Origin of the sequence: Glycomyces sp. L485, assembly GCF_022548875.1 — a bacterium.
Classification (GTDB): Bacteria; Actinomycetota; Actinomycetes; order Mycobacteriales; family Micromonosporaceae; genus Glycomyces.
In genome coordinates this window covers 58605-81694 of record NZ_JAKZEW010000017.1, presented here as the reverse complement: position 1 = coordinate 81694, position 23090 = coordinate 58605, and the positions used below count along the sequence as shown (strand labels likewise).

Annotated in this window: 21 protein-coding genes, 1 tRNA gene and 1 pseudogene; 11 read left to right on the top strand and 12 right to left on the bottom strand. The window is 68.4% G+C overall.

The window, feature by feature from the left end:
* Positions 1–181: 181 nt before the first annotated feature.
* Both L0U85_RS10830 and L0U85_RS10825 read right to left on the bottom strand, forming a co-directional pair.
* A complete protein-coding gene (locus tag L0U85_RS10830) occupies positions 182–1774 on the bottom strand; it encodes a D-aminoacylase (RefSeq protein ID WP_347177418.1) in 1593 nt (530 codons plus the stop codon).
* 75 nt (positions 1775–1849) lie between these two features.
* The gene (locus L0U85_RS10825) at positions 1850–2245 is read right to left on the bottom strand and encodes a (deoxy)nucleoside triphosphate pyrophosphohydrolase (RefSeq protein ID WP_241377770.1); all 396 of its coding nucleotides are present in this window, start codon (positions 2243–2245) and stop codon (positions 1850–1852) included.
* Positions 2246–2666: 421 nt separating this feature from the next.
* On the opposite strand from L0U85_RS10825, the gene L0U85_RS10820 reads away from it, so the two are divergent.
* Entirely contained in the window at positions 2667–3152 is a 486-nt protein-coding gene (locus tag L0U85_RS10820; protein WP_241377769.1) for a 4a-hydroxytetrahydrobiopterin dehydratase, read from the top strand.
* Here L0U85_RS10820 and ychF read toward each other — a convergent pair.
* The 3 genes from ychF to L0U85_RS10805 form a co-directional block, all read right to left on the bottom strand.
* A complete protein-coding gene (gene ychF / locus L0U85_RS10815; RefSeq protein ID WP_241377768.1) occupies positions 3104–4177 on the bottom strand; it encodes a redox-regulated ATPase YchF in 1074 nt (357 codons plus the stop codon). The genes L0U85_RS10820 and ychF overlap by 49 nt on opposite strands.
* 173 nt (positions 4178–4350) lie before the next feature.
* Complete coding sequence (locus L0U85_RS10810) at positions 4351–5004, bottom strand: hypothetical protein (RefSeq protein ID WP_241377767.1); 654 nt, start codon at positions 5002–5004, stop codon at positions 4351–4353.
* Between the two features lie 130 nt (positions 5005–5134).
* Positions 5135–5557, bottom strand: a complete 423-nt coding sequence (locus L0U85_RS10805; RefSeq protein ID WP_241377766.1) for a hypothetical protein — start codon at positions 5555–5557, stop codon at positions 5135–5137.
* A gap of 126 nt (positions 5558–5683) precedes the next feature.
* Between L0U85_RS10805 and L0U85_RS10800 the strand changes: the two genes are divergently transcribed.
* The 3 genes from L0U85_RS10800 (at position 5684) to L0U85_RS10790 (ending at position 7198) form a co-directional block, all read left to right on the top strand.
* The gene (locus L0U85_RS10800; RefSeq protein ID WP_241377765.1) at positions 5684–6235 is read left to right on the top strand and encodes a TetR/AcrR family transcriptional regulator; all 552 of its coding nucleotides are present in this window, start codon (positions 5684–5686) and stop codon (positions 6233–6235) included.
* 79 nt (positions 6236–6314) lie between these two features.
* Positions 6315–6773: a MarR family transcriptional regulator gene (locus tag L0U85_RS20695; RefSeq protein ID WP_347177417.1), complete on the top strand. Its 459-nt coding sequence runs from the start codon at positions 6315–6317 to the stop codon at positions 6771–6773.
* Positions 6770–7198, top strand: a complete 429-nt coding sequence (locus L0U85_RS10790) for an organic hydroperoxide resistance protein (RefSeq protein WP_241377764.1) — start codon at positions 6770–6772, stop codon at positions 7196–7198. The genes L0U85_RS20695 and L0U85_RS10790 overlap by 4 nt, the downstream gene beginning before the upstream one ends.
* 45 nt (positions 7199–7243) lie before the next feature.
* Here L0U85_RS10790 and L0U85_RS10785 read toward each other — a convergent pair.
* From L0U85_RS10785 to L0U85_RS10775, 3 genes and pseudogenes are all read right to left on the bottom strand, one after another.
* Positions 7244–7993: pseudogene (locus tag L0U85_RS10785) on the bottom strand (succinate dehydrogenase/fumarate reductase iron-sulfur subunit); the annotation flags it as partial.
* Complete coding sequence (locus L0U85_RS10780) at positions 7990–9915, bottom strand: fumarate reductase/succinate dehydrogenase flavoprotein subunit (RefSeq protein WP_241377762.1); 1926 nt, start codon at positions 9913–9915, stop codon at positions 7990–7992. The gene L0U85_RS10780 and the pseudogene L0U85_RS10785, both read right to left, overlap by 4 nt.
* Positions 9916–9926: 11 nt before the next feature.
* Entirely contained in the window at positions 9927–10733 is an 807-nt protein-coding gene (locus L0U85_RS10775; RefSeq protein WP_241377761.1) for a hypothetical protein, read from the bottom strand.
* Positions 10734–10940: 207 nt separating this feature from the next.
* Here L0U85_RS10775 and mshB point away from each other — a divergent pair, with 207 nt between their 5' ends.
* The 5 genes from mshB (at position 10941) to L0U85_RS10750 (ending at position 15781) form a co-directional block, all read left to right on the top strand.
* Positions 10941–11819 (top strand): N-acetyl-1-D-myo-inositol-2-amino-2-deoxy-alpha-D-glucopyranoside deacetylase, encoded by an 879-nt coding sequence (gene mshB, locus L0U85_RS10770; protein WP_241377760.1) that lies wholly within the window; start codon positions 10941–10943, stop codon positions 11817–11819.
* Positions 11820–11889: 70 nt separating this feature from the next.
* The gene (locus L0U85_RS10765) at positions 11890–13680 is read left to right on the top strand and encodes a thiamine pyrophosphate-requiring protein (RefSeq protein WP_241377759.1); all 1791 of its coding nucleotides are present in this window, start codon (positions 11890–11892) and stop codon (positions 13678–13680) included.
* A 29-nt stretch (positions 13681–13709) separates the two neighbouring features.
* On the top strand, positions 13710–14375 hold the full coding sequence (locus L0U85_RS10760; RefSeq protein WP_241377758.1) for an MgtC/SapB family protein: 666 nt from the start codon (positions 13710–13712) through the stop codon (positions 14373–14375).
* Positions 14376–14498: 123 nt separating this feature from the next.
* Entirely contained in the window at positions 14499–15197 is a 699-nt protein-coding gene (locus tag L0U85_RS10755; RefSeq protein ID WP_241377757.1) for a hypothetical protein, read from the top strand.
* 242 nt (positions 15198–15439) lie between these two features.
* The gene (locus L0U85_RS10750) at positions 15440–15781 is read left to right on the top strand and encodes a YciI family protein (protein ID WP_241377756.1); all 342 of its coding nucleotides are present in this window, start codon (positions 15440–15442) and stop codon (positions 15779–15781) included.
* A gap of 132 nt (positions 15782–15913) precedes the next feature.
* Here the strand turns inward: L0U85_RS10750 and L0U85_RS10745 are convergent, their stop codons facing one another.
* Positions 15914–16870, bottom strand: a complete 957-nt coding sequence (locus L0U85_RS10745) for an NAD(P)-dependent alcohol dehydrogenase (RefSeq protein WP_241377755.1) — start codon at positions 16868–16870, stop codon at positions 15914–15916.
* Positions 16871–17197: 327 nt separating this feature from the next.
* Positions 17198–17274: transfer RNA gene (locus tag L0U85_RS10740), tRNA-Arg, on the bottom strand.
* A 386-nt stretch (positions 17275–17660) separates the two neighbouring features.
* On the opposite strand from L0U85_RS10740, the gene L0U85_RS10735 reads away from it, so the two are divergent.
* Positions 17661–18656 carry a M48 family metallopeptidase gene (locus L0U85_RS10735; RefSeq protein ID WP_241377754.1) on the top strand — a complete coding sequence of 332 codons (996 nt, stop codon included), beginning with the start codon at positions 17661–17663 and terminating at the stop codon, positions 18654–18656.
* A 38-nt stretch (positions 18657–18694) separates the two neighbouring features.
* Here the strand turns inward: L0U85_RS10735 and L0U85_RS10730 are convergent, their stop codons facing one another.
* Entirely contained in the window at positions 18695–20035 is a 1341-nt protein-coding gene (locus L0U85_RS10730; RefSeq protein ID WP_241377753.1) for a dipeptidase, read from the bottom strand.
* A 39-nt stretch (positions 20036–20074) separates the two neighbouring features.
* Between L0U85_RS10730 and L0U85_RS10725 the strand changes: the two genes are divergently transcribed.
* The gene (locus L0U85_RS10725; RefSeq protein ID WP_241377774.1) at positions 20075–20833 is read left to right on the top strand and encodes an SURF1 family protein; all 759 of its coding nucleotides are present in this window, start codon (positions 20075–20077) and stop codon (positions 20831–20833) included.
* On the opposite strand, the gene L0U85_RS10720 is transcribed toward L0U85_RS10725, so the two are convergent.
* The gene (locus L0U85_RS10720) at positions 20799–22976 is read right to left on the bottom strand and encodes a transglycosylase domain-containing protein (protein ID WP_241377752.1); all 2178 of its coding nucleotides are present in this window, start codon (positions 22974–22976) and stop codon (positions 20799–20801) included. The genes L0U85_RS10725 and L0U85_RS10720 overlap by 35 nt on opposite strands.
* Between the last annotated feature and the right edge of the window lie 114 nt (positions 22977–23090).

The window sequence follows — 23090 nt, the reverse complement described above, 5'->3', positions numbered from 1 at the left end:
AGCCGGGAATCCTCGTCCCTTTAGAGCGAGAAGGATGTCAAGCGCTGTTCACCGACGCCGGGTCGGCCGCTCTGCGGGCCACCGCCGACGGCTGGGAGCCGGGCACCGCCGGTGCCGAGGTGGTCGCCGGAGCGGTCGTCGATGCGGACTTCGTGCTCGCGGGAGGCGATGCCTGACCGTTTCACCGATGCGGCTGACGGCGCACCGACCGGCCCGCGAGGGCGTCGGTGCGCCGTTCGTCGTCGACGGCCAGGCGGCCGTTGACGACGACGAACGGGATCCCGGCCGCCTGGCGGCGCGGCTCGGCGAACGTCGCGCGGTCCGCGACGGAACCCGGTTCGAACACGACCAGGTCGGCGGCCATGCCGGGGGCCACGACGCCGCGGTCGGCCAGGCCGAGCCTCCGAGCCGGACGGCTCGTCAGATGGGCGACGATGTCCTCCAATGAGAACAGTCCGAGATCCCGGCAGTAGTGGCCGAGGTAGCGCGCGAAGCTTCCCCAGGCGCGCGGGTGGATCTTCTCTCCGTGCAGCACTCCGTCGCTGGAGCCGGTGTGGGTGCGGTGCAGCATGATCTCGCGGACGTTCTCCTCGTTGCCCACATGCAGCAGGCAGGCGGTGCCGAAGTCGTCCGAGACCAGCAGGTCAAGGTAGTACTCGGAGGGCGTCGCCGAAGCGGCCCGGGCCGCGCCGGCGACGGTGTCGCCGACCAGGTGCCGCAGTTCGGGCTTCACCACCCCGGCGATCTCGATCCGCTCCCAGTCCACCGGGACGCCGTTGGCCCCGTCGGTGCCGGTCACGTCGAGCTCGTGGATGATCCGCTGCCGGACGACGCCGTCACTAAGGCGGGTGGCGAGCGCCTCGTAGCCGCCTTCGACCGACCAGCTCGGCAGCAGCGCGGCGAGCATCGTCATGCTCGCCAGGTACGGGTAGGTGTCCAGGCCGATGTCGATCCCCTCGTCCAGCGCCGCGTCGACGAGCTTGAGCAGCTCACCGGCCCGATGAGCGTTGACCTCGTAGTTCATCGTGGCGTGGGCCAGGTGCAGGTCGCAGCCGGAGGCGCGGGCGATCGCGATCATCTCCGCGTAGCCCTCCAGGGCCCCCGCGCCGTAGCTGCGCTGGTGCGGACCGAAGTAGCCGCCGTAGCGGGCGACCACCGCGCACAGCTCGACGAGCTCGGCGGTGTCGGCGTACATGCCCGGCGGGTAGCTCAGGCCCGCCGACAGTCCTACCGCGCCCTCTTCGAGCCCGGTCGCGACGAGCGTCTTCATGAGCGCCAGCTCCGCCTCGGTCGGCGGCCGGTCGTCCCAGCCCATCGCGAGCATCCGGACGGTGCCGTGCGGGACGAGGTAGGCGACGTTCGTCGGGGTGCCCTTGTCGACGCGGTCGAGATACTCGCCGACGCTCCGCCACGTCAGCTCCACGCCCTCCGGGCGGCCGTTCCAGGCGGCGATGGCCTCCCACATCAGGGGCGCGGTGTCGTCGTCGATCGGCGCGTAGCTGAGCCCGTCCTGTCCGAGCACTTCGAGCGTGCAGCCCTGGCCGAGTTTGGCGAGGTGGTCGTGGTCGTGGAGGACCGCGAGCTCTGAGTGGGCGTGCATGTCGATGAAGCCGGGCGCGCAGACCAGGCCGCCCGCGTCGATGACCCGTGCGCCGCCGAGCCTCTCGTCGGCGGTGACGGCGACGATGCGGCCGTCCTTGACCCCGACGTCGGCGCGAAACCGGTCGGCGCCGGTCCCGTCGACGACCTCGGCTCCGCGGATGACGATGTCCAACTCAGGCATGCGCAGGCCTCCGTGCTCGGGCTGATCGTTCGGCACGGTAACGGTATCCCCTCAACCGACGATCCTTTAGGCCGCGAGCAGCTCTCGGAGAGTCTCGACCACCGGCCGGTTGCCCGGCAGCCACGGCACGTCGTCCAGCTCGCCGGCCGACAGCCAGCGCAGGCCGGCGTGCTCGCGCGCCTCCGGTTCGCCGCCGCGCAGGCTCGCGCGGTAGACGCGCAGGAGGAACCGGCCGTCTCCGGTGACGAGGTCGGAGCCGACGCGTTCGCCCACGTCGATGTCGACGCCGAGTTCCTCGCGGCATTCGCGGCGCAGCGCGTCGGCCTCGGTCTCGTCGGGTTCGACCTTGCCGCCGGGGAACTCCCAGAGGCCGGCGAGGTCCGGCGGGTAGGCGCGCGCGGCGGCGAGGACCTTGTCCCCCGCGCAGATCGCGGCGCCGACGACGAGACGTGGTTGGTTCACGGTGGGAGTCTATCCGTGCCCGGTCGGTCTCTACCACGCAGAAGTCGCGTGATTGTAACGGTCGGTGCCGTTCTGGGCGTGCTGTAACAGTCTGTGACCAGGTGATTTCCACGAGATTGATCATACGTTCGGGTGATATCGGATGGAACCATCGGTCAGGAATCGCGCCCGCCCGCACAAAAACAGACAAGTAATGTCACTTAATTTCTGATATTTCCGAAATGTCGCATATGCCGGTCTGGACAGAAGCTGAGCGAAGGGGAACACTCGGTTCAGAAATGATAAAGATACGGCGACAATTCAGACACGAACGCCCCTCGTGTCAACGGGAGCCGCAACACCCACCTTACTGATCGGCTGCGGCCCAGTCACTGCTGGGCGTCTGTTGGAACGCGGCCTTTACCGATGGCGACGGTGCCATATGGAGAGAACGGAGCAAGACGACAACGTGCTGCTGGACGCGCTCAAGGAGCTCAACGGCTGGGAAGCGGACGACGGCCGCCTCGCGCGGACGCTGCCGCTTGACGAATCCCAGCACGCGGAGCTCGCCGAACAGATCAAGATCTTCGCCGACACGCTCGACGTCCATCCGGATGTGACTCGGTCCGACCACGCCACACTCATCGTGCTCAACCGGGACGGAGGGGTCAGCCCCACTGACGTGACCTTCGCCGGACGGGTCGAGAGCGCGTACATCACCATCGCGGGCGACCTCGCCACCGAGGAGAACGCCGACCTCTCCAGGGGCCGCTTCTCCCGCTGGCTCAAGAGGAACCAGTTAGGCGAACCGGCTGAGGGCTCGGCGCAGCCGCGCCGAGCCCTCAGCCGTCCGGCGCGGCCGCTGAGCGTCCGCTGCTCCTATACGTTGAACCTGAACTCGACGACGTCGCCGTCGGCCATCACGTAGTCCTTGCCCTCCATGCGGACCTTCCCGGCGGCCTTGGCCGCCTGCATGGTCCCGGCCTCCACGAGGTCGTCGAACGAGACGATCTCGGCCTTGATGAAGCCGCGCTGGAAGTCGGTGTGGATCTCCCCGGCCGCCTCGGGCGCCGTGGCGCCCTGCGGGATCGTCCACGCCCGCGTCTCCTTCGGGCCCGCCGTCAGATAGGTCTGGAGGCCGAGCGTCGAGAAGCCGACACTGGCGAGCCGGTCGAGGCCCGGCTCGGTCTGCCCGGTCGACTCCAGCAGCTCGCGAGCCTCCTCGGGCTCCAGGTCGACCAGCTCGGACTCGAACTTCGCGTCGAGGACGACCGCCTGTGCCGGGGCCACCATGTCGCGCAGCTTCGCCGCGAGCGCCCCGTCGCCCACCTGGTCCTCGTCGACGTTGAACACGTAAATGAACGGCTTGGCGGTGAGCAGATGCAGGTCGTACAGCAGCTCGGTGTCGAGCCCGGCCGCGAACGCGGTCTTGCCGCCGTCGAGGACCTCGCGCGCCTGCTGGACCGCCTTCACCTTCGCCTGCTTCGACTTGTCCATGCGCGCCTCCTTCTCCAGGCGCGGCAGGGCGTTGTCGATGGTCTGGAGGTCGGCCAGGATCAGCTCGGTGTTGATGGTCTCGATGTCGTCGAGAGGGGCGACCTTCCCGTCGACGTGGGTGACGTTGCCGTCCTCGAAGACGCGCACCACCTGCGCGATCGCCGAGCACTCGCGGATGTTCGACAGGAACTGGTTGCCCTTGCCGGCGCCCTCGGAGGCGCCCTTGACGAGCCCCGCGATGTCGACGAACGTCACCGTCGCCGGGAGGATCTTCTCGGATTCGTAGATCTCGGCCAACTTCGGCAGCCGGTCGTCGGGGACGGCGACCACGCCGACGTTGGGCTCGATCGTGGCGAACGGATAGTTCGCCGCCAGGATCTCCGAGCGGGTCAGCGCGTTGAAGAGCGTGCTCTTGCCGACGTTGGGCAGGCCGACGATACCGATGCTGAGTTTCACGAGGTACAAGCCTAGCCGGGACCTCGCGGCATGCCCAAGGGCGGCGGTGAGGCGGTGGCCTCAGGCGATCAGAAGGACTGCGCCGGTCGCGTCGTGGCGGACTCGCGGGAAGCCGGCTTCGAGCGGCTTCACACGACAGGAGTCGAGCCCGAGTTCGCCACGCCGCCGTGCGACTACTGCTGCACGAACTCGATCGACCAGTCACCTTCCGCGACGACGTCCATGTAGTACTCGCCGTCCAGCCCATAGACGTTCGTGGTGCTCTCGATGTCGGAGCCGATATCGTTCACGATCAAGCTGTAGTCCAACGCGTCGTCCTTGTTGGAAAGATCCGCAATGAAGTTGGACTCGATGTCCACCAGGACATTGCCGGTGACGCTGTAGGTCACCACGTAGTCGCCCTTGAGCTGGGTGGTCTCCGTTGTCTTGCTTCCTGAGCCGGTGAACGTGTAGCTGAGGTCTTCGCCCCCGCCGTCCTCGGAGGTGGTCTCCTCTTCGGAGGTGGTCTCCTCGGCGCTGGTGGTCTCCTCCTCGGGAGTGGTCTCCTCCTCGGAGGTCGTCTCCTCCTCGGGAGTGGTCTCCTCGGCTCCGGTCGTCTCCTCCGCGCTGGTCGTCTCCTCCTCGGGAGAGGTCTCCTCCGCGCCGGTGGTCTCGTCCGCGCCGGTCGTCTCCTCCGCGGAGGTGGTCAATTCGGCGCCCTCGTCGGGCGCCCCGTCGCCGCCGCTTCCGCCCTCGATGTCGTTGCATGACGCCAGTAGTGCCACTCCGAGCACTACCGCGATTAGGAGACTGAGGCCCGAGCGGGCCGGATTGATCGTGTGATCCATTGCCGTACCTTTCGGTCGCGTCGTTCGATCACCGATCTCCAGTCAAACACGGGTCGCCCCGGACGAGGCCGGGATCGGAGAAATCGCGAGAGTGGCTCAGAATCCCCCGACTTGAAGCGGACCCGGTCCCTCAGGCGATCAGCAGGCCGATTCCAAGGGTCAGGGTGCCGATCGCGAGGCTTGCGGCCCCGGCGAAGAGGACGAGGATCGCCTTGTTCGGCTCGGTGCGGCCTCTGCCCGCCATCGAGGCGAAGAATCCGCCGGACATGAGGATCGCGGCCAGCGGGACCGCGCCGCGGGCGACCCAGCCCCAGAACCCGTCGAGGTCCGTCGCGTCGGCGAGGGCGAGGCCGATGAGACTCAGGATGACCAAGACGCCGGCGTGGGCATGCCCGGCGCGCGAGAACGACTTCTGGAACTCGGTGAGAGGAACCTTGCCGCTGGCGATCCTGACCAGGAAGGTCCCGCCGAGCTCGATGGTGACGATGGTGAGCAGGACGACTCCGGCGACGACGCGGGAGGCGTCGCTGAGTGCGAAAGTGGACTCGAACATCAGAGCATCCAATCGTGTGCGGGCCTGAGGTCCAAGGTATGCAGCGGTCTTGACAACGTCAAGTTATTCGGCGTTTCAATGGCAGTGAAGTTTGACACTGTCAAGATGCGCGCTACAGTGGCTCTCATGAACGACTCGTACCACCACGGCGACCTACGCAGGGCCCTCATCGACGCCGCCGTCGAGGCCATAGCCGAAGGCGGGCCCAGCGCCCTGAGCCTCCGGGCCGTCGCCAAACGAGCCGGCGTCTCCCACGCCGCCCCCGCGCACCACTTCGGCGACAAGGCTGGGCTCTTGACCGCCGTCGCGATCCAGGGGCACGAACGCTTCGCCGCCGCGCTCGAACGCGTGTGGCGGGACACGGGGAACTTCCTGGAAGTCGGCATAGCCTACGTGCGCTTCGCCATCGACAACCGCGCCCACTTCGAGGTCATGTTCCGGCCCGAGCTCCTCCACGACGACGACCCCGAACTTCTTCGCGCCCAGGCCGACTCGAGGGAAATGCTCCACCGAGGCGCGGGCGGCGCCGACCGCGGCGGCCACAACCCGACCGCGATCGCCGCCTGGTCGCTCGTCCACGGCTTCGCCGAGCTGCTCATATCCGGAAACTTCCCGCCTGAGATCGCGGCGGATCCCGAGTCGGCGGTGCGTGCCATCGCCGCCCGCGTCACCATCTGAGCCCGGCCCCCCGAGCGAGCGGTACAGGTCACCCGCAATTATATTGTGCACAATGTAGTTGTGCACTATGGTTGTCGACGTGAACGAGGAACCGCGACTCCGCGAGATGGCCTGCTTCGCGCTCTACAGTGCATCGCGGGCCGTCATCGGCTTCTACCGGCCGCTGCTCGACCGACTCGGCCTGACCTACCCGCAGTTCCTGGTCCTCATGGCGCTGTGGGACTCCGACGGTCTCGCCGTCGGCGAGCTCGGGGAGTCGCTGCACCTCGACTCGGGCACCGTCTCGCCACTGGTCAAACGCCTGGAGACCGCCGGTCTCGTCGAGCGCCGCCGCGAGAGCGGAGATGAGCGCCGCGTCACCGTCCACCTGACCGAAGCCGGTGCGGCCCTTGAGGAAGAGGGCTGCGAGATCCCCCTGGCCATCGGCCGCGCCTCCAAGATGTCCATAGAGGAGATCAACGGTCTGCGCGACCAGCTCAACCGGCTCGCCGACTCGGTCAGAGAACACATCGACCCACCGAAGAAGGAGACACCATGAAGTCGCTTTACACCGCGAACGCAACCTCCTCCGGCGCCGGCCGCGACGGACACGTCGCCACCGACGACGGCCTCATCGAGCTCGATCTGGCCATCCAGAAGGAGCTCGGCGGCCCCGGCGGCAAGTCGAACCCCGAGCAGCTGTTCGCGGCCGGATACGCCGCCTGCTTCCACAGCGCGCTCCAGCTGGTCGCGCGCATGTCCAAGGTCGACCTCGGCGACTCCACGGTGACCGCCGCCGTCGGCATCGGCAAGGAAGGCGAGGGCTTCGGGCTCGCCGCCACCCTCGAAGTCAGCACCCCCGGCACCGACCGCGCCGTCGCCGAAGGCCTGGTCGCCAAGGCGCACCAGGTGTGCCCTTACTCGAACGCCACCCGCGGCAACATCGACGTCGAGATCGAGCTCGTCAAGGCCGCCGACGACTAGCGCGGATCCGGGAGCGGGCGGGCCTCAGGCCTGTCCGCTCTCCTTCTTCCCCTTCCGGAAGATCTTGCGCCCCAGCCACACCAGCGGGTCGTAGCGGTCGCCCGCCACCCGCTCCTTCATCGGGATGATCCCGTTGTCCGTGATGTGGATGTGCTCCGGGCAGACCTCGGTGCAGCACTTGGTGATGTTGCAGTAGCCCAGGCCCTGCTCGTCCTGCGCGAACTCCCCGCGGTCGCCGCGCGCGTCCAGCGGGTGCATGTCGAGCTCGGCGGCCCTGATGAACAGGCGCGGGCCCGAGAACGGCGGCTTGTTCTCCTCGTGATCGCGCACCACGTGACAGGTGTTCTGGCACAGGAAGCACTCGATGCACTTCCTGAACTCCTGGCCGCGTTCGACGTCGACCTGCTTCATCCGGTACTCGCCGGGCTTGAGATCCGCCGGCGGCTCGAACGCCGGCATCTCGCGGGCCTTCTCGTAGTTGAACGACACGTCGCACACCAGGTCCCGCACGATGGGGAAGGTCCGAAGCGGCGTAATCGTCACCGCCTCGCCCTCGTTGAACAGGTTCATGCGCGTCATGCACATCAACCGAGGCATCCCGTTCACCTCGGCCGAGCACGAGCCGCACTTGCCGGCCTTGCAGTTCCACCGCACCGCCAGGTCCGGCGCCTGCTCGGCCTGGATTCGGTGGACGACGTCGAGGATCACCTCGCCCTCGTTGACCTCGACGTCGAACTCGGCGAAGTCGCCGCCGTCGGCGTCGCCGCGCCACACTCGGAATGTTCGCGTGCTCATTCGGCGTCCTCCTGGCCCGCCCCGGGCACTTCGGCCCCAGCGGCGGTCTGGTATTCCTCGGGGGTCATGTACTTGGCCAGCTCACCGGTCTCGAACAGCGCCAGCAACTCGACCGGGATCGGCGGCACCGGCTTGCGCCGCAGCTTCACCTCGCCGGATTCGAGCGTGGCGACGAGGTTCGTCTTGCGCCACTGCGGGTCCATGCCGGGCGCGTCCTCGCGGGTGTGCCCGCCGCGCGACTCGTCGCGTTCCAACGCGGCCTTCGCGGTCGCGATCGAGCACACGAGCATGTTCTGCAGGTCGAGCGCCAGGTGCCAACCGGGGTTGTACGCCCGCCCACCCGAGGCCGCGACCCGATCGATCCTCGGGCGCAGCGCCTCCAGCTCCGTGAGCGCCTCTTCGAGCTCCCCGGCGCGCCGGATGATGCCGACGAGGCGGCCGTTCACCGCCTGGAGCTCGGACTGGAGCGCGAACGGGTTCTCCCCGTCGTTGCCGAAGGGCCGCAGCGCGTTCGCCATCGCGTCGTGGATCTGCGTGTCGGTGACCTTGGACGGCCCGGCGCGGTCGGCGTGCTCTGCGGCGAACTCCCCGGCGCGCTTGCCGAAAACCAGCAGGTCGGACAGCGAGTTGCCGCCCAGCCGGTTCGAGCCGTGCATCCCCCCGGAGACCTCTCCGGCCGCGAACAGGCCGCCCACCTTGGACTCGGCGGTCTCGGCGTCGACCTCGACCCCGCCCATGATGTAGTGGCAGGTCGGCCCGACCTCCATCGGCTCGGCCGTGATGTCGACGTCGGCGAGCTCCTTGAACTGGTGGTACATCGACGGCAGCTTCTTGGTGATGTACTCCGGGCTCCGCCGCGAGGCGATGTCGAGGTAGACCCCACCGTGCTCGCTTCCCCTGCCCGCCTTCACCTCGGAGTTGATCGCCCGCGCCACCTCGTCGCGCGGCAGCAGCTCCGGCGGGCGCCGGTTGTGGTCGGGATCGTCGTACCAGCGGTCGGCCTCCGCGGGGTCGTCGGCGTACTGCGCCTTGAACACTTCGGGGACGTAGTCGAACATGAACCGCTTGCCCTCGGAGTTCTTCAGGACCCCGCCGTCGCCGCGCACCGACTCGGTCACCAGGATGCCGCGCACCGACGGCGGCCACACCATGCCGGTCGGGTGAAACTGGATGAACTCCATGTTGATGAGGCTCGCTCCCGCGCGGAGCGCCAGCGCGTGCCCGTCCCCGGTGTACTCCCAGGAGTTCGAGGTGACCTTGAACGAGCGGCCGATGCCGCCGGTCGCAAGGACGATCGAGGGCGCCTCGATCGTCAGGAACCTGCCGTCGCCCCTGCGGTACCCGAAGGCGCCCTGGACGACGTCGTCCGCGATGAGCAGTTCGGTGATGGTGGTCTCGTCGATGACCTTGAGCCGCTCGTCGTACGAGCCGGTCTCGGCCTTGTCGTCCTGCTGGAGAGAGACGAGCTTCTGCTGGAGCGTGCGGATGAGCTCCAGGCCCGTCCTGTCGCCGACGTGCGCGAGGCGCGGGTACTCGTGGCCGCCGAAGTTGCGCTGGCTGATGCGGCCGTCGGGGGTGCGGTCGAACAGGGCCCCGTAGGTCTCCAGTTCCCAGATCCGGTGGGGCGCCTCCTGGGCGTGGAGTTCGGCCATGCGGTAGTTGTTGAGGAACTTGCCGCCGCGCATGGTGTCGCGGAAGTGGACCTTCCAGTTGTCGCGGGAGTTGACGTTGCCCATCGCGGCGGCCGCGCCGCCCTCGGCCATGACCGTGTGGGCCTTGCCGAACAGGGACTTGGAGATGACGATGACGGTCTTCCCGGCGAGCCTGGCCTCGACGGCGGCCCGCAGGCCCGCGCCGCCGGCGCCGATGATGAGGACGTCGCAGGCCAGTCGCTCGACCGCGTCGTTCGAAATGTCACTCATGCTTGCCTGCCTCAGTTGATGAATCGAAGGTCGGAGATCCAGCCGGCCGCGACGGCCATGACGTAGAAGTCGGTCAGCGCCAGCGAGGCGAGGGTGATCCAGGCCCACATCATGTGGCGGTTGTTGAGGACCGTCACACCCGTCCACAGTCGATATCTGATCGGGTGCTTCGAGAAGTGCCGCAGGCGTCCGCCCATGACGTGGCGGCAGGAGTGGCATCCGAGGGTGTAGCACCACAGCAGGACCACGTTGGCGACCAGCACGAGGTTCCCCATCCCGAAGCCGAATCCCGCGGGGGAGTGGAAGGCGAGGATCGCGTCGTAGGTGTTGATGGCCGAGATGACGAAGGCGGCGTAGAAGAAGTAGCGGTGGAGGTTCTGGCCGATGAGGGGGAAGCGGGTCTCGCCGGTGTAGCGGGCGTGGCCGTCGGGGACGGCGCAGGCGGGCGGGGAGAGCCAGAACGACCGGTAGTAGGCCTTGCGGTAGTAGTAGCAGGTGAGTCGGAATGCGAGCAGGAACGGCAGGCTCAGCGCGGCGTAGGGGATGAGCGGGTGGTCGGGAATGAACCGTCCGAAGTGCGCTGAGTCGGGGACGCAGCCGTCGGAGAGGCACGGGGAGTAGAACGGCGTCAGGTAGTGGTAGTCGGCGACCCAGTAGTCGCCCTGGTAGAAGACGCGGAAGGTCGCGTAGGCGACCCAGACGGTGATGCCGACGACGGTGAGGATCGGGCCGCGCATCCAGTCGTCGGTCCGGAGAGCGCGTTCCTTGATGGCGGCACGTGGTGGTGGCGGGAGTGCGGTGTCGTCGGTGGTGGTCATCAGCGCCCCTTCGCGCGAAAGTCCAGACGGTGCGGGCTCGACTGCTCGCTCAGCGCAGGATAGCGCCCAGCGCAGGGGTTCAGGACATGGGGTTGATCACAATAACGAGCAAAATTCGGAATGGAACTGTAGTGTTCATAGGTTTCAATGAGACGCTTGTGACCACTGTGCACCGACGGGCGACGCGCGCGCGGCTACCCTTTTGGCATGACCGAACGCGGCATTCTGTTCGTCCACGCGCACCCCGATGACGAGACCGTCGGCACCGGCGCCACCCTCGCCCACTACGCGGCCCGGCCGGACGCGCACGTCACCGTGGTCACCTGCACCCTCGGCGAGGAGGGCGAGGTCCGCGTGCCCGAGCTCGCGATGCTCGCCGCTCCCGAGGCAGACCAGCTCGGCGGCTACCGCTACTGGGAGTACCGCCACGCCACCGAGGCCCTCGGCGTCACCGACACCCACTTCCTCGGCGGCGTGGGCCGCTGGAGGGACTCGGGGATGATGGGCACCCACTCCAACGAGCACCCGCGCGCGTTCTGGGGCGCCGACGTCGACACCGCCGCCGCCGACCTCGTGCGCATCGTCCGCGAGCGGCGCCCCGAAGTCCTCGTCACCTACGACCCCGACGGCTTCTACGGCCACCCCGACCACATCCAGGCCCACCGCGTCGCCATGCGCGGCGCCGAACTCGCCGCCGAACCCGCCTGGCGCCCCGAGCTCGGCGAGGCCCACGACGTCCGCAAGATCTATTGGACGACGATGTCAAAGAGCCTCCTCGCCGCGCAGTTCGACGCCTTCACCGGAGCCAGCGACAACCCGTTCGAAGGAGCCGGCTCGGTCGACGACCTCCCCTTCGGCACCCCCGACGACGAGGTCGACGCCTGCGTCAGCGACCCGTCCGCCGCCGAACGCAAGGCCGCCGCCATGCGCGCCTATCGCACCCAGGTCGCCGCCGGCGACTGGCTCGACGTCCTCGGCGAGCAGCTCGCCGCGGAGCACGCCGGCGCCGAGCACTACGTCCTGGTCAAGGGCGAGAAAGGCCCCGGATCGGGCCCGCACGGCTGGGAGGCCGACCTCCTCGCCTGAGGATTGATCGCTGCGCCGCAGGGTAATCAACGCGTCCAGGTGTCAGCGCAGCGATCCAGGGAGGCTCACCATGGCCGTGACAGTAGGCGACTACGTGCTCCAACGACTCCGCGAATGGGACGTCGAACAGGTCTTCGGCTACCCCGGCGACGGGATCAACGGCATCATCGCCGCGTTCGGCGAATCCGGTAACGAACCACGGTTCGTCCAATCGCGGCACGAGGAGATGTCGGCCTTCCAAGCCGTCGGCTACGCCAAGTTCACCGGTCGGCCCGGCGTCTGCCTGGCTACCTCCGGGCCCGGCGCGATCCACCTGCTCAACGGGCTCTACGACGCCAAGCTCGACCACGTCCCGGTCGTCGCGATCGTCGGCCAGGTCGCCCGCAGCGCCATGGGCGGCTCCTTCCAGCAGGAAGTCGACCTCCACACCCTGTTCAAGGACGTCGCCTCCGACTACCTCGCCGAAGTAGAGGTCTGCGAGCAGCTGCCCGTCGCCATCGACCGCGCCTTCCGCACCGCCGAGGCACACCACGCCCCCACCGCCGTCATCATCCCCGCCGACCTGCAGGAAGAGCAGTACAAGCCGCCCGAGCACGAGTTCAAGCACGTGCCCTCCAGCGAACCGGGGCCCGTGCGCAGCTCCGCGCTCCCGCCCGCCGACGAGATCGACCGGGCCGCGGAGATCCTCAACGCCGGCGAGAAGGTGGCCGTCCTCGTCGGCCAGGGCGCCCGCGGCGCCGCCGAGGAGATCCGCAGCGTCGCCGAGGCCACCGGCGCCGGTGTCGCCAAAGCGCTCCTCGGCAAGGACGTGCTCTCCGACGACCTGCCGTTCGTCACCGGCGCGATCGGACTGCTCGGCACCCGGCCCAGCTACGAGCTCATGCGCGACTGCGACACGCTCCTCATCGTCGGCTCCAACATGCCGTACACCCAGTTCCTGCCCGAATTCGGGCAGGCCAAGGCCGTCCAGATCGACCTCGACGGCGCGATGGTCGGTATGCGCTACCCGACCGAGGTCAACCTCGTCGGGGACGCCAAGGGCACGCTCGGCGCGCTCATTCCGAGACTCGACCGGCGGTCCCGCGACGGCTGGAGGCAGACCGTCGAGCGCAACGTCGCCTCCTGGTGGGAGACGCTCGAACAGCAGGCCATGATCGACGCCGACCCGGTCAACCCGATGCGGGTCGTCCACGAGCTGTCCAAGCGCATCCCCGAGGACGCGATCGTCACCGCCGACTCCGGCTCGTCGACGAACTGGTACGCCCGCAACCTCAAGATGCGCGGCACCATGCGCGGCTCGCTCTCGGGCACCCTCGCCACGATGGGGTCCGCGGTGCCGTACGCGATCGGCGCGAAGTTCGCCTACCCGATGCGCCCGGCCGTGGCACTCGTCGGCGACGGCGCGATGCAGATGAACGGCCTCGCCGAGCTCATCACGATCGAGCGCTACCGCGAGCTGTGGGAGGACCCGCGCCTGATCGTGTGCGTGTTCAACAACGGCGACCTCAACCAGGTCACCTGGGAGCTGCGCGCCATGGGCGGCGCGCCGAAGTTCGAGGAGTCGCAGACGCTGCCGCGGATCTCCTACGCCGACTTCGCCCGTACGGTCGGTCTCGAAGGCATCACCGTCGACGAGCCCGCCGGGCTCGGCGCCGCCTGGGACCGGGCGTTCTCGGCCGACGGGCCCGTCGTCATCGACGTCCACTGCGACCCGGCCGTGCCTCCGATCCCGCCGCACGCGACTCTGGACCAGATCAAGTCCACGACTCAGGCCCTGCTCAGAGGTGATCCCGAAGCCTGGCAGGTGTTCATCCAGGGCACGAAGACCAAGGCCCGGGAGATGATGCCCGGCGGCCGCTAGGCCGGTCGAGGACTCGAAGGACGGCACCGATGAGTTTCTGGGAACTGATGGGCCTGCTCGCATTGGCCACGGTACTGGGCATCTTGGTCGGAGCCGAACGCGAATACCAGGGCAAGGCCGCCGGGATGCGCACGCACGCGCTCATCGCCGCCGGCGCGGCCATGTTCGTCATCGCCGGGCGCTTCGGATTCTCCGATGCCGTCCCCGGCACCCCGGGCGTCGACCCGGCGCGTGTCGCGGCGCAGGTCGTGGCCGGCATCGGTTTCCTCGGCGCCGGTGTCATCTTCATCCACCGGAACCTGGTGTTCGGGATGACCACCGCGGCCTCGATCTGGGTGACGACCGCCGTCGCCATGGCCTGCGCCGCCGGACTGCCGGTGGTCGCGATCGCAGTGACGGGCATGCACCTGGCGGTCGTCACCGGCCTGAACCCGGTCGAACGCGCCATCGCCAGGCACGCGCTGCGCACCGGCAAACTCCGCCTCGTCTACACCTCCACCGGCGCGCTCACCGAGGCCCTCGCCATGTGCACGAGGGAGGGCTTCACCGTGACCGAGATCAGCACCGTGCGGGACGAGCAGAACGGCGAGCGCGCCACGACGCTGACGCTCCACGGCAGGGGCTCGGTGGCGGACCTGACCACGACACTGACCGGAGAGAGCGGCATTGTCGGGGTCACTTTCGAGGACCTGTGACCAGCAGGTGAACGCTCAGCTCATGGCCGCCAGTCGAGGGAGGCCGCCGGATTTGAGACGATTGGACCGCCGTCCGTCCCGGCAAACGAGAACGAGTCGCCCGAACCGACAGCAAGGAACCAGATGTCCACACCTCCGCCCCCGCCCGGTCAGGAACCGAACCGGGGACCTGGCGACCCTGGCCCCGAGAGCTCAGAAGCTGCCCGGCAGCCCGGATATCCGCCGCAGGGCGCACCCGTCGGCTTCCCTCCTCCTCGACCGAAGAAGTCGAAGACCGGACTGGTCCTCGGCATCGCGGGCGGCGCGTTCGCTCTCGGCATCCTGGTCACAGTCGTGGTGCTGCAGCCGTGGGGCGGCAGTTCGGCCCCGAGGGACTCCGACGAACCAGAGGACGTGGTCGAGAAGTTCTTCGAGACGTTCGACGCGATCGAGTCGGACGCCTTCAACGACCCCGAGACCGCCGTTGCGGCAGTGGAGACGATCAGGCCGTTCATATGCGGCGACGACGAAGAGCTGCTCGACGACATCATCTCCTTCTTTGAATCCGAGGAGGGAGCGGACTCGTTCGAGGACCCGGTTCCCGATTACGCCTACGCGATGGACTGGAGTTTCGACGGGACGACGACCGAGGGAGACCAGGCAAGGGTCGATGCCGCCGTCGAGTACAACACGATCGAATGGGATGAGATCGACTGGGACGACCCCGACCTGGACGCCGGTCAAATCGAGGTGATCCGCAAGTCCGACGAACTCGGCGTCGTTCTGGAACGCGAAGACGGCGTCTGGAAGGTCTGCGACAGGGAGGCCTGGCTCGACCTGTAGGCCGTGGCCCGGCGTCTGGTAGGTCACCGTCGTGCAGCGTTGATTTCGAACCGAGCAGCAGTGTGTCAGATCAGCGACAACCCGTCGGATCAACTTCTGAGGCGCGCGAGGAGATCAGGTAGGTCGTGACGCTCGTTCCTTGACCACATGTCGGGCGCCGGAGCCATAATCGGGCTTGGCACCAGAGCGGTGCCGCAGAGAAGAGCCGACGGACGGCGCCGCCGGAGCAGAGGAGCCCCCGAATGACGAAGTACCTGATCTCGTTCCCCGGTGAAGCCATGGTGATCCCCGAAGAGGAATTCGAGACGGTGGTTGAGGCTTCGCATGCCGTCATCGACGAGGCCAAGGCGGCGGGCGTGTACGTCTTCGGCGGAGGGATCACCGAGGACGTAGACCCGGTGCTCGTGGCTGGTGACGGCACCGTCACCAAGGGCACGTACCCGGGCTGCAACGTGCCCAACGGCGGCTACGCCATTCTCGAGCTGCCCTCGCGGGAGGCGGCACTCGAGTGGGCCGCGAAGATCGCCGTCGCCTGCCGCTGCTCACAGGAGCTCCGGCAGTTCCAGTACGACCCGGCAAGCTGACGAGGGCAACCTCGGCCAGAGTCGGTCGTGCGTCGCGCGCCGACGATGAAAGGTGTGCACGGTCTCGACCGACGGAGTCGGTTCTCGATGCGGCGACTCGTTGCGGGCAGGTCTGCGGCGGGCATGTCCGGGTTATGAGACTTCGACGATGACCTTTCCCAGGTTGTCGCCGGCGGCCAGCCGTTCGAAGATCGCTGGGGCCTCCTTCAGGGGATAGATCCGGTCCACCGCGGGGACCACGGCTCCGTCGGTCACCAAGGCGGTGACCGCCTCGAGTTCGGTGCGTGATTGCGGCACCGCCAGCACCTTGACCCGCTTCCCGTCGGATCGGCCGATCGTCCATCCGGCGAGCGCGGTCGCGAGCAGCACCCGTGTGTACCCGCCCACCACCAGATACGTGCCGCCGGAGCGGAGTGCCTTGTGCGCGCGGTACGGCGAGCGGTGCGCGACCAGGTCGACGATGCGGTCGTAGCGGCCGCGCTGATCGGCCCAGTCCTGTTCGGCGAAGTCGATCGTCTCGTCGGCGCCCAGGCGCAGCATGTGGTCTCGCTTGTCGGCGCGGTCCACGGCGGTGACCGCAGCGCCGAGGTGCTTGGCCAGTCCGATCACGAACGCGCCACCGGATCCTCCCGCGCCGTTGACCAGCAATCGGTGACCGGATCCGAGCCCCTTTGTGGCGCGGAACGCGATGCAGCCCGCCTGCGGGATCGCCGCCGCATCCGAGAAGGACAGACTCGGCGGCTTGCGGGCCAGCAGGCGCGGTGAGGTCGCCACGAACTCGGCGAGCGCGCCGCGGTATCCGGGCAGTTCACCGAACACCTCGTCGCCCGGCGCGTACTCGGTCACCGAACTCCCCACCGCCACCACGATCCCCGCGATATCGGATCCGGGCACCGGATTGCGCGGACGCCGCAGACCGGCCACGCGCGCGTAGAAGGGCCTGCCGATGAGGTTCTCGCGGTCCGATCCGTTCAGCGAGACGGCCTTGACCTGGACCAGGATCTCATCGTCCGCCGGTTCCGGCTTCGGAAGATCGCCGACGGCGATGACGTCGGGCGGTCCGTAGCGATCCTGGATGACGGCTCTCATGAGGGGACTCCTGTCCTGCAGCGACGGGGGAGCCCATCATAGACGGCAACATACCAGGGCACGGCCGTCGCGGAGATGCCGTTGCGGGCGCGTCTCATTTCTGGACGGCCTCGTTGTCGCGGTCCGACTGGGTGAAGGAACACCTCAACCCTCGAGGCCGAGAGTTGAGACCGAATGCGCTTCGGGCTCCAGCCGATCCGGCGTCGCAGGGCGCAGATGCGCTGTTCGAGGGCTGGGTCGGTTCGCCTGGGTTGTTCGGCAGAGTAGTCAAGAGCTTGGAAAGCGGCGGAGTGTTGCCGGGAATGTGGCCTCTGACCTGGGCTGCTGTGGCGCGCCAGGCAGGATTCGAACCTGCGACCGTCGGATTAGAAGTCCGGTGCTCTATCCAGCTGAGCTACTGGCGCCCGGCGGGCTCGAAGTAGGGACGCCACGCCAGCGCAAAGGATACCCGTTGGGAGCGGACACACGGATACGGGGCGTCGGAAGAACACCCCAAACGATTCTTCGCGACGCCCCGGAATTGCTGACCCAAGTCAATGAGTAGTCCTTGAGCGCGCGAGTGTCAAGCGCCGGATGGAGTGTTGTCGCCAAGTTGTTACCAAGGCCTAAGTGGGGAGTCGCCGCAGGTCACGCGGAGAGCGGTTGCGGCTCTTGGCGACTCAGGCAGGCATGGAGCGGTGGTCGTCCGGGGCGGGTGCGCGCCGGCATTCGGAGGACACGGATCTCGGCGCAGGCCACGGGGCGGAGGCACTGTGTCACACTGGCCTCATACGATCTGTGAGGAGCGGGCATGTCCGACCAGCAGTCACCCACATCCGAGCCCCGACAGGCGAGCCGCGAGCCGGTGGTCCTGCGAGGCATATCGACTCGGGCGTGGGAGCACCCGGCCGACCGGGGCGCGCTGGTCGCGCTGCGCGAGCTGCGCGGCTTCGACATCGTGCTCCGCAAGCTCTCCAGCCTGGTCTCCGAGCGGGCCCTGCGGCTGATGTTCCTCGGCTCGGCCATCAGGGTCGACCGCCACCAGTACTCGCGCGTCCACGAGGCCTACCTCGGCGTCGCGGCCACGCTCGATGTCGAAGGCGACCTCCCCGAGCTCTACGTCACGCGCAACCCCGACCTCGGCGGCATGTGCATCGGCATCGACAAGCCGCTGATCGTCATCAACTCCGGGTCGCTGGATCTTCTCGACGAGACCGAGCTGCGCTTCCTGATCGCCCACGAGCTCGGCCATGCGCTGTCTGGCCACGGCCTCTACCGCACGCTGCTGATGGTGCTGCTGCGCCTGACGACCTCGGTCGCGTGGATCCCCGTCGGCGTCGTCGGCTTGCGCGTCATCACCGCCGCGCTGTACGAGTGGAGTCGAAAATCCGAGCTGTCGGCCGACCGGGCCGGGACGCTCGCCGTCCAGGACCCGGCCGCCGCGATCCGCGTCATGGCCAAGATGGCCGGCGGCGGCGACCTGTCCGATGTCGACACCGCGGCGTTCTTGGAGCAGGCCAAGGAGTTCGAGACCGGCGGCGACATGCGCGACAGCTTCCTGAAGCTCATGCTGCTGGAACAGCGCAGCCACGACTTCTCCGTCGCCCGCGCCGCCTCCCTCAAACGATGGATCGACGAGGGCGAGTACCGCGAGTATCTGGCCGGGGACTACCCGCGGCGCGACGAGGACTCGAACGCCTCGATCACCGAAGAGGCCAAAGCCGCCGCGAAGTCCTACAGGGACGTCTTCGAGACCTCCGGCGACCCGCTCGCCAAGCTCCTTCGCAAGCTCCGCGACAGCTTCTAAGACCAGGGACGGGCGCTGCGACGCCCGTGCCCTGTGCTCTACCTCTTGAGCTTCTCCAGCAGCAGCGCCTCGGCCACGCAGACGCGTTCGAACATCTTCAGGTCGAGCGACTCGTTCGGGCCGTGCGGATTCGACAGCTGGTCCTCCACACCGGTCACCAGGATCGACGCCTCGGGGAACAGCTCCTGGAACGTCGCGATCATCGGGATCGAGCCGCCGATGCCGATCTCGACCGGCGCCGTCCCGTCCCACGCCTCGGTGAAGGCCGCCCGCGCCGCGTCGAACGCCGGCCCGGTCGCGTCGATCACGCACGGGTCGCCGACGCCGGCTTCGGGGACCACACGGACCTCGGCGCCCCACGGCGCGTGCGCCTCGAAGTGCGCAGTCACCGCCTTGATCGCGTTCGCGCCGCTGTCGCCCGCGGCGAGCCGGAACGACACCTTCGCGCGAGCGGTCGGCTGGAGCGCGTTCGCGGCCTCGGCCGCGCCCGGGGCGTCGATGCCGAGGACCGTCGCGGTCGGCTTCGTCCACATCCGCGCGGTCAGCGAGCCGGATCCGAGGAACTCGGCGCCGCTCAGCATCCCGGTCTCCTCGCGCAGCTTCGCCTCCTCGTAGGCGAGGTCGATCGGCGCGGCGGTGACCAGGCCCTCCACTGCCACGTCGCCGTTCTCGTCGTGCAGTGTCGCCATCAGTCGGCACAGCGCCGTGAGCGCGTCGGGGACGGCCCCGCCGTAGACGCCGGAGTGGACCGCGCCCCTCAGCAGCGCGACCTCGACGTAGACGTTGATCACGCCGCGCAGCGTCGTGGTCAGCGCGGGGATGTCGGTGCGCCAGTTCGTGGAGTCGGCGATTACCACGACGTCGGCGGCCAGCTCGCCGCGGTGCGTGCGCAGCAGCGCCTCCAGCGTGGGGGATCCGAACTCCTCCTCACCCTCGATGAGGAGTTTGACGCCGACCGGCGGCCTCCCGCCGTGGGCGCGGAGCGCGGCGACGTGCGCCATGACCCCGGCCTTGTCGTCGGCGACGCCGCGCGCGTACAGGCGCCCGCCCCGCTCGACGGTCGCGAACGGGTCCTCCTGGTCCCACAGCGACAGGTCCCCGACCGGCTGGACGTCCTGGTGGGCGTACAGCAGCACCGTCGGCTGTCCGGCGGGCGCGGGGAAGTGGGCGAACACGCTCGGCTGCCCGATTCCGTGCCTGATCTGCCTGACCTCGGCGGCTCCGGCCTCGGTCAGCAGCCGCTGGACTTCGTCGGCGCCCCGGCGGACCGGCTCGTGGTCGAACCCGTCGAAGGCCACTCCCGGGATCCGCACGAGTGCTTCCAGGTCGGCGCGCACGGCCGGCATGGCGGCGCGCACCGCATTCACGACATCGCTCATGACGAGCAATCCTATGCCGCGTCTAGACTCGGCGTCGTGATGAAGTCGTACCGGTTCCTGGGGATGCCCCGCTGGCTGGGGCTGTCCGCGGCCGGGGTGGTCGTGATGGTCGTGTGCGCGCTGCTGTCCCAGTGGCAGTGGGGGCGCGCCGAGCAGCGTGCCGAGGCGAACGCCCGGATCGAGGCGGCCGCCGAGGCCCGCCCGCTGGACGAGGTCGTGCCGGCCGGGGCCGGGCTCGACGGGTCCGCCCGGTGGACGCTGGTCGAGGCGACCGGCGTGTACGACGCCTCGGGCGAGATCGTGCTGCGGGCCCAGACCAACAACAGCGTCAACGGCTTCGAGATCGTGACGCCGCTGGTGCTCGAGGACGGCACGGCGATCCTCGTGAACCGTGGCTTCGTGGCCTCCGAGGGCACCGGCCGCGCGCCGGACTACCCGGCGCCGCCATCGGGCGAGGTCACCGTGACCGGCCGGGTGTACGAGTCCGAGCCGCCCGGCGGCGCGGTCGGCGAGGACGGCGGTGTGCTGACCGCGCGGCGCCTGAGCCTGGAGCTGCTCGAAGACCACATCGACCACGAACCGCGCGACGCCTGGATCGCCGACGTCGAGCCCGTCGAGGGTTTGCAGCCGCTCGAGACGCCGTCGTTCCGGTCCTGGCAGAACTACTCCTACGCCGCCCAGTGGGCGCTGTTCGCCGCGCTCATCCCGGTCGGCTGGGTCGTCCTGGTCCGCCGTGAAATGCGCGGCGAACCCGACGAGCCGGTCAGCGTCCCTGGATCTTCTTCGACGGCGGCTTGAACTGCTCCACCGGTTCGTCCTTGAGCGCCCCGGCGATGATCGCGCCGACCGTCTCCTTGGAGACCGACGAATTCGACATGCCGACCGGGTTGAAGATGTAGTCCGGATCGGCCATGAACGCCCCCACGGTGATCTGCGGCGTGTACCCCAGGAACCACGAGGCGCGGTCGTTGTCGGTCGTACCGGACTTGCCGGCCACGGGACGGTCGACGATCTCGCCCACGTTCCGCGACGTGCCCCACGGCCCGCACTTGGCTCCCTTGCGGGGCTGCTCGGTAACGCAGCGGCCCGCGTCGGTGGCGGCCCTGGCGACGTCCTTCTCCAATTCCTGGTGGCAGCGCGGCACGGCCACGTCGAGCTCCTGCCCGTTCGGGTCGATCACGCGCAGCGCCGGCATCGGCTCGCAATACTCGCCCTCGGCGGCGAGCGTGTTGAACACGTTCGTCATCTCGATCGGCTGCACGTCCGAGACGCCGAGCGTGAACGGCCCCCAGCCGGCGCGCCGCTCCTCCGAGGCGTAGTAGGCGTCGCCCTCGCTGCGCCACTTCAGGCCCATCCGCTCGGCCATCTCCACCGTCTTGTCAGCCCCGACCTGGTCGATGAGCTGCGCGAAGTAGGTGTTGACGGACATCCCGAAGCCCGACCACATATTGCGGTTGCCGGCCATGGAGGCCGAGCCGTTCTTGGGGCACCAGCGGTTGCCGCAGCTTGCCGAGCCGCCGCCGGTGACGAAGCCCGTCACCACCCGGTGCGGCGAGTGGATGTTGTGGTTGAGCGTGTAGCCCTCGTCGAGCGCGGCGAGCATCGTGAAGATCTTGAACGTCGAACCGGCCTGGTAGCCGCCGGTGTCGCCGCCGCCGAGCACCGGGTTGACCGTGTTCGGATAGTTGCCCTTGCGATCGTCGAAGCTCGGGTTCGAGTGCGAGCCGTTGTCGTCCTGGTCGTAGGAGAACGTCCGGTTCAGCCCGAGCGCCTTGACGCGCCCCGTCCCCGGCTCCATGACCACGGCGCCGTGCGCGAGCGGATTGCTCTGGCTCTTCGCGTCGTTCACCTTGTCGTTCGTGAGCTTCTGCAGCTCCGGGTCGAGCGTCGTGATGACGGTGTAGCCGCCCTGGCGCAGCTCCTTCTCCCGCTCGGCCGGTGTCTCCCCGAAGGCGTCCTGCTCGCGCCACCAGCGCCGGAAGTAGTCGCAGAAGAAACCATACTCGCTGGTGGTGCCCTCGATGCCGATGCACGAGTTCGGCGGGTCCGAGGTGTCGAGCTCGATTTCGAGGCTCCGCACCTCCGAGGCGTCGCCCCGGGAGAGGTAGTCGACCTCGACCATCCGGTCGAGCACCCAGTTGCGGCGGTTCAGCGCCGAGGTCTGGTCCGAGGAGATCGGGTCGTACGCCGAGGGCGCCTGCACCAGGCCCGCCAGCAGCGCGGCCTCCTCCAGCTCCAGATCCGAGGGATGCTTCGAGAAGTACACCTGGGACGCCGCGAAGATCCCGTACGCGTTGTGCCCGAAATAGGCCTGGTTGAGGTAGCGCTCCAGGATCTCGTCCTTGGTCAGCTGCTCCTCGACGGCCATCGCCAATCGCGCCTCGCGGAGCTTGCGCGTCGAAGTCTGCTCGGTGGCCTCGATGACCTCGTCGATCGAGTCGGCGTTGAGCTTGAGCGCGCCCCGCACGTACTGCATGGTGATCGTCGAGGCGCCCTGCTCGACCCCGCCGGAGGACTGGTTCGCGACGGCCGCCCGCATGATGCCGCGGTAGTCGATGCCGTTGTGGTCGAAGTAGCGCGCGTCCTCGGCCGCGACGATCGCCTGCTGCATCACCGGCGCGACCTCGTCGAGCTCCACGTGGCGGCGGAACTCGTCGTAGAACAGGCTCACGAGCGTCTCGCCGTCAGAGGCGTACACATAGGATGTCAGCGGAGGGTCGGTCTCCGCGACCTCCTCGGAGAGCACGTCGATCGCGTCGAAACCCGCCTTGGTGCTCAGCCCCGCCATGGCGACCAACGGGAACACCAGGGCCGCGATCGCCAGTCCGCACAGCAGACTGGTCCGGAGCAGGGCGTACACCCCGTCCGCGGGCGAGTTCGGACTGCCGGTGCCTTCGGAGTCGACGCCGGTCATCTGCCGGTGGCGGGGTCGATTGCGCATGTATCCAGACTAGGCTACAGCGGAGACCTGAAGGTGAAAATACTCACTGCCCTCGTGCAATCCGTTCATGAAGGCGTGCAGGCGCGACGGCACCGGCATCACTCCCGTACGACA

What these genes read in the sequence shown, in the direction of transcription:
- L0U85_RS10800 (WP_241377765.1), top strand. Translation starts at nt 5,684, where the DNA reads ATGAACGACTCGTACCACCACGGCGACCTACGCAGGGCCCTCATCGAC.
- L0U85_RS10760 (WP_241377758.1), top strand. Translation starts at nt 13,710, where the DNA reads ATGAGTTTCTGGGAACTGATGGGCCTGCTCGCATTGGCCACGGTACTG.
- L0U85_RS10730 (WP_241377753.1), bottom strand. Translation starts at nt 20,035, where the DNA reads ATGAGCGATGTCGTGAATGCGGTGCGCGCCGCCATGCCGGCCGTGCGC.
- L0U85_RS10765 (WP_241377759.1), top strand. Translation starts at nt 11,890, where the DNA reads ATGGCCGTGACAGTAGGCGACTACGTGCTCCAACGACTCCGCGAATGG.
- L0U85_RS10755 (WP_241377757.1), top strand. Translation starts at nt 14,499, where the DNA reads ATGTCCACACCTCCGCCCCCGCCCGGTCAGGAACCGAACCGGGGACCT.
- L0U85_RS10720 (WP_241377752.1), bottom strand. Translation starts at nt 22,976, where the DNA reads ATGCGCAATCGACCCCGCCACCGGCAGATGACCGGCGTCGACTCCGAA.
- L0U85_RS10725 (WP_241377774.1), top strand. Translation starts at nt 20,075, where the DNA reads ATGAAGTCGTACCGGTTCCTGGGGATGCCCCGCTGGCTGGGGCTGTCC.
- L0U85_RS10805 (WP_241377766.1), bottom strand. Translation starts at nt 5,557, where the DNA reads ATGTTCGAGTCCACTTTCGCACTCAGCGACGCCTCCCGCGTCGTCGCC.
- L0U85_RS10810 (WP_241377767.1), bottom strand. Translation starts at nt 5,004, where the DNA reads ATGGATCACACGATCAATCCGGCCCGCTCGGGCCTCAGTCTCCTAATC.
- L0U85_RS10750 (WP_241377756.1), top strand. Translation starts at nt 15,440, where the DNA reads ATGACGAAGTACCTGATCTCGTTCCCCGGTGAAGCCATGGTGATCCCC.
- mshB (WP_241377760.1), top strand. Translation starts at nt 10,941, where the DNA reads ATGACCGAACGCGGCATTCTGTTCGTCCACGCGCACCCCGATGACGAG.
- L0U85_RS10820 (WP_241377769.1), top strand. Translation starts at nt 2,667, where the DNA reads ATGGAGAGAACGGAGCAAGACGACAACGTGCTGCTGGACGCGCTCAAG.
- L0U85_RS10780 (WP_241377762.1), bottom strand. Translation starts at nt 9,915, where the DNA reads ATGAGTGACATTTCGAACGACGCGGTCGAGCGACTGGCCTGCGACGTC.
- L0U85_RS10790 (WP_241377764.1), top strand. Translation starts at nt 6,770, where the DNA reads ATGAAGTCGCTTTACACCGCGAACGCAACCTCCTCCGGCGCCGGCCGC.
- L0U85_RS10735 (WP_241377754.1), top strand. Translation starts at nt 17,661, where the DNA reads ATGTCCGACCAGCAGTCACCCACATCCGAGCCCCGACAGGCGAGCCGC.
- L0U85_RS10775 (WP_241377761.1), bottom strand. Translation starts at nt 10,733, where the DNA reads ATGACCACCACCGACGACACCGCACTCCCGCCACCACCACGTGCCGCC.
- L0U85_RS10745 (WP_241377755.1), bottom strand. Translation starts at nt 16,870, where the DNA reads ATGAGAGCCGTCATCCAGGATCGCTACGGACCGCCCGACGTCATCGCC.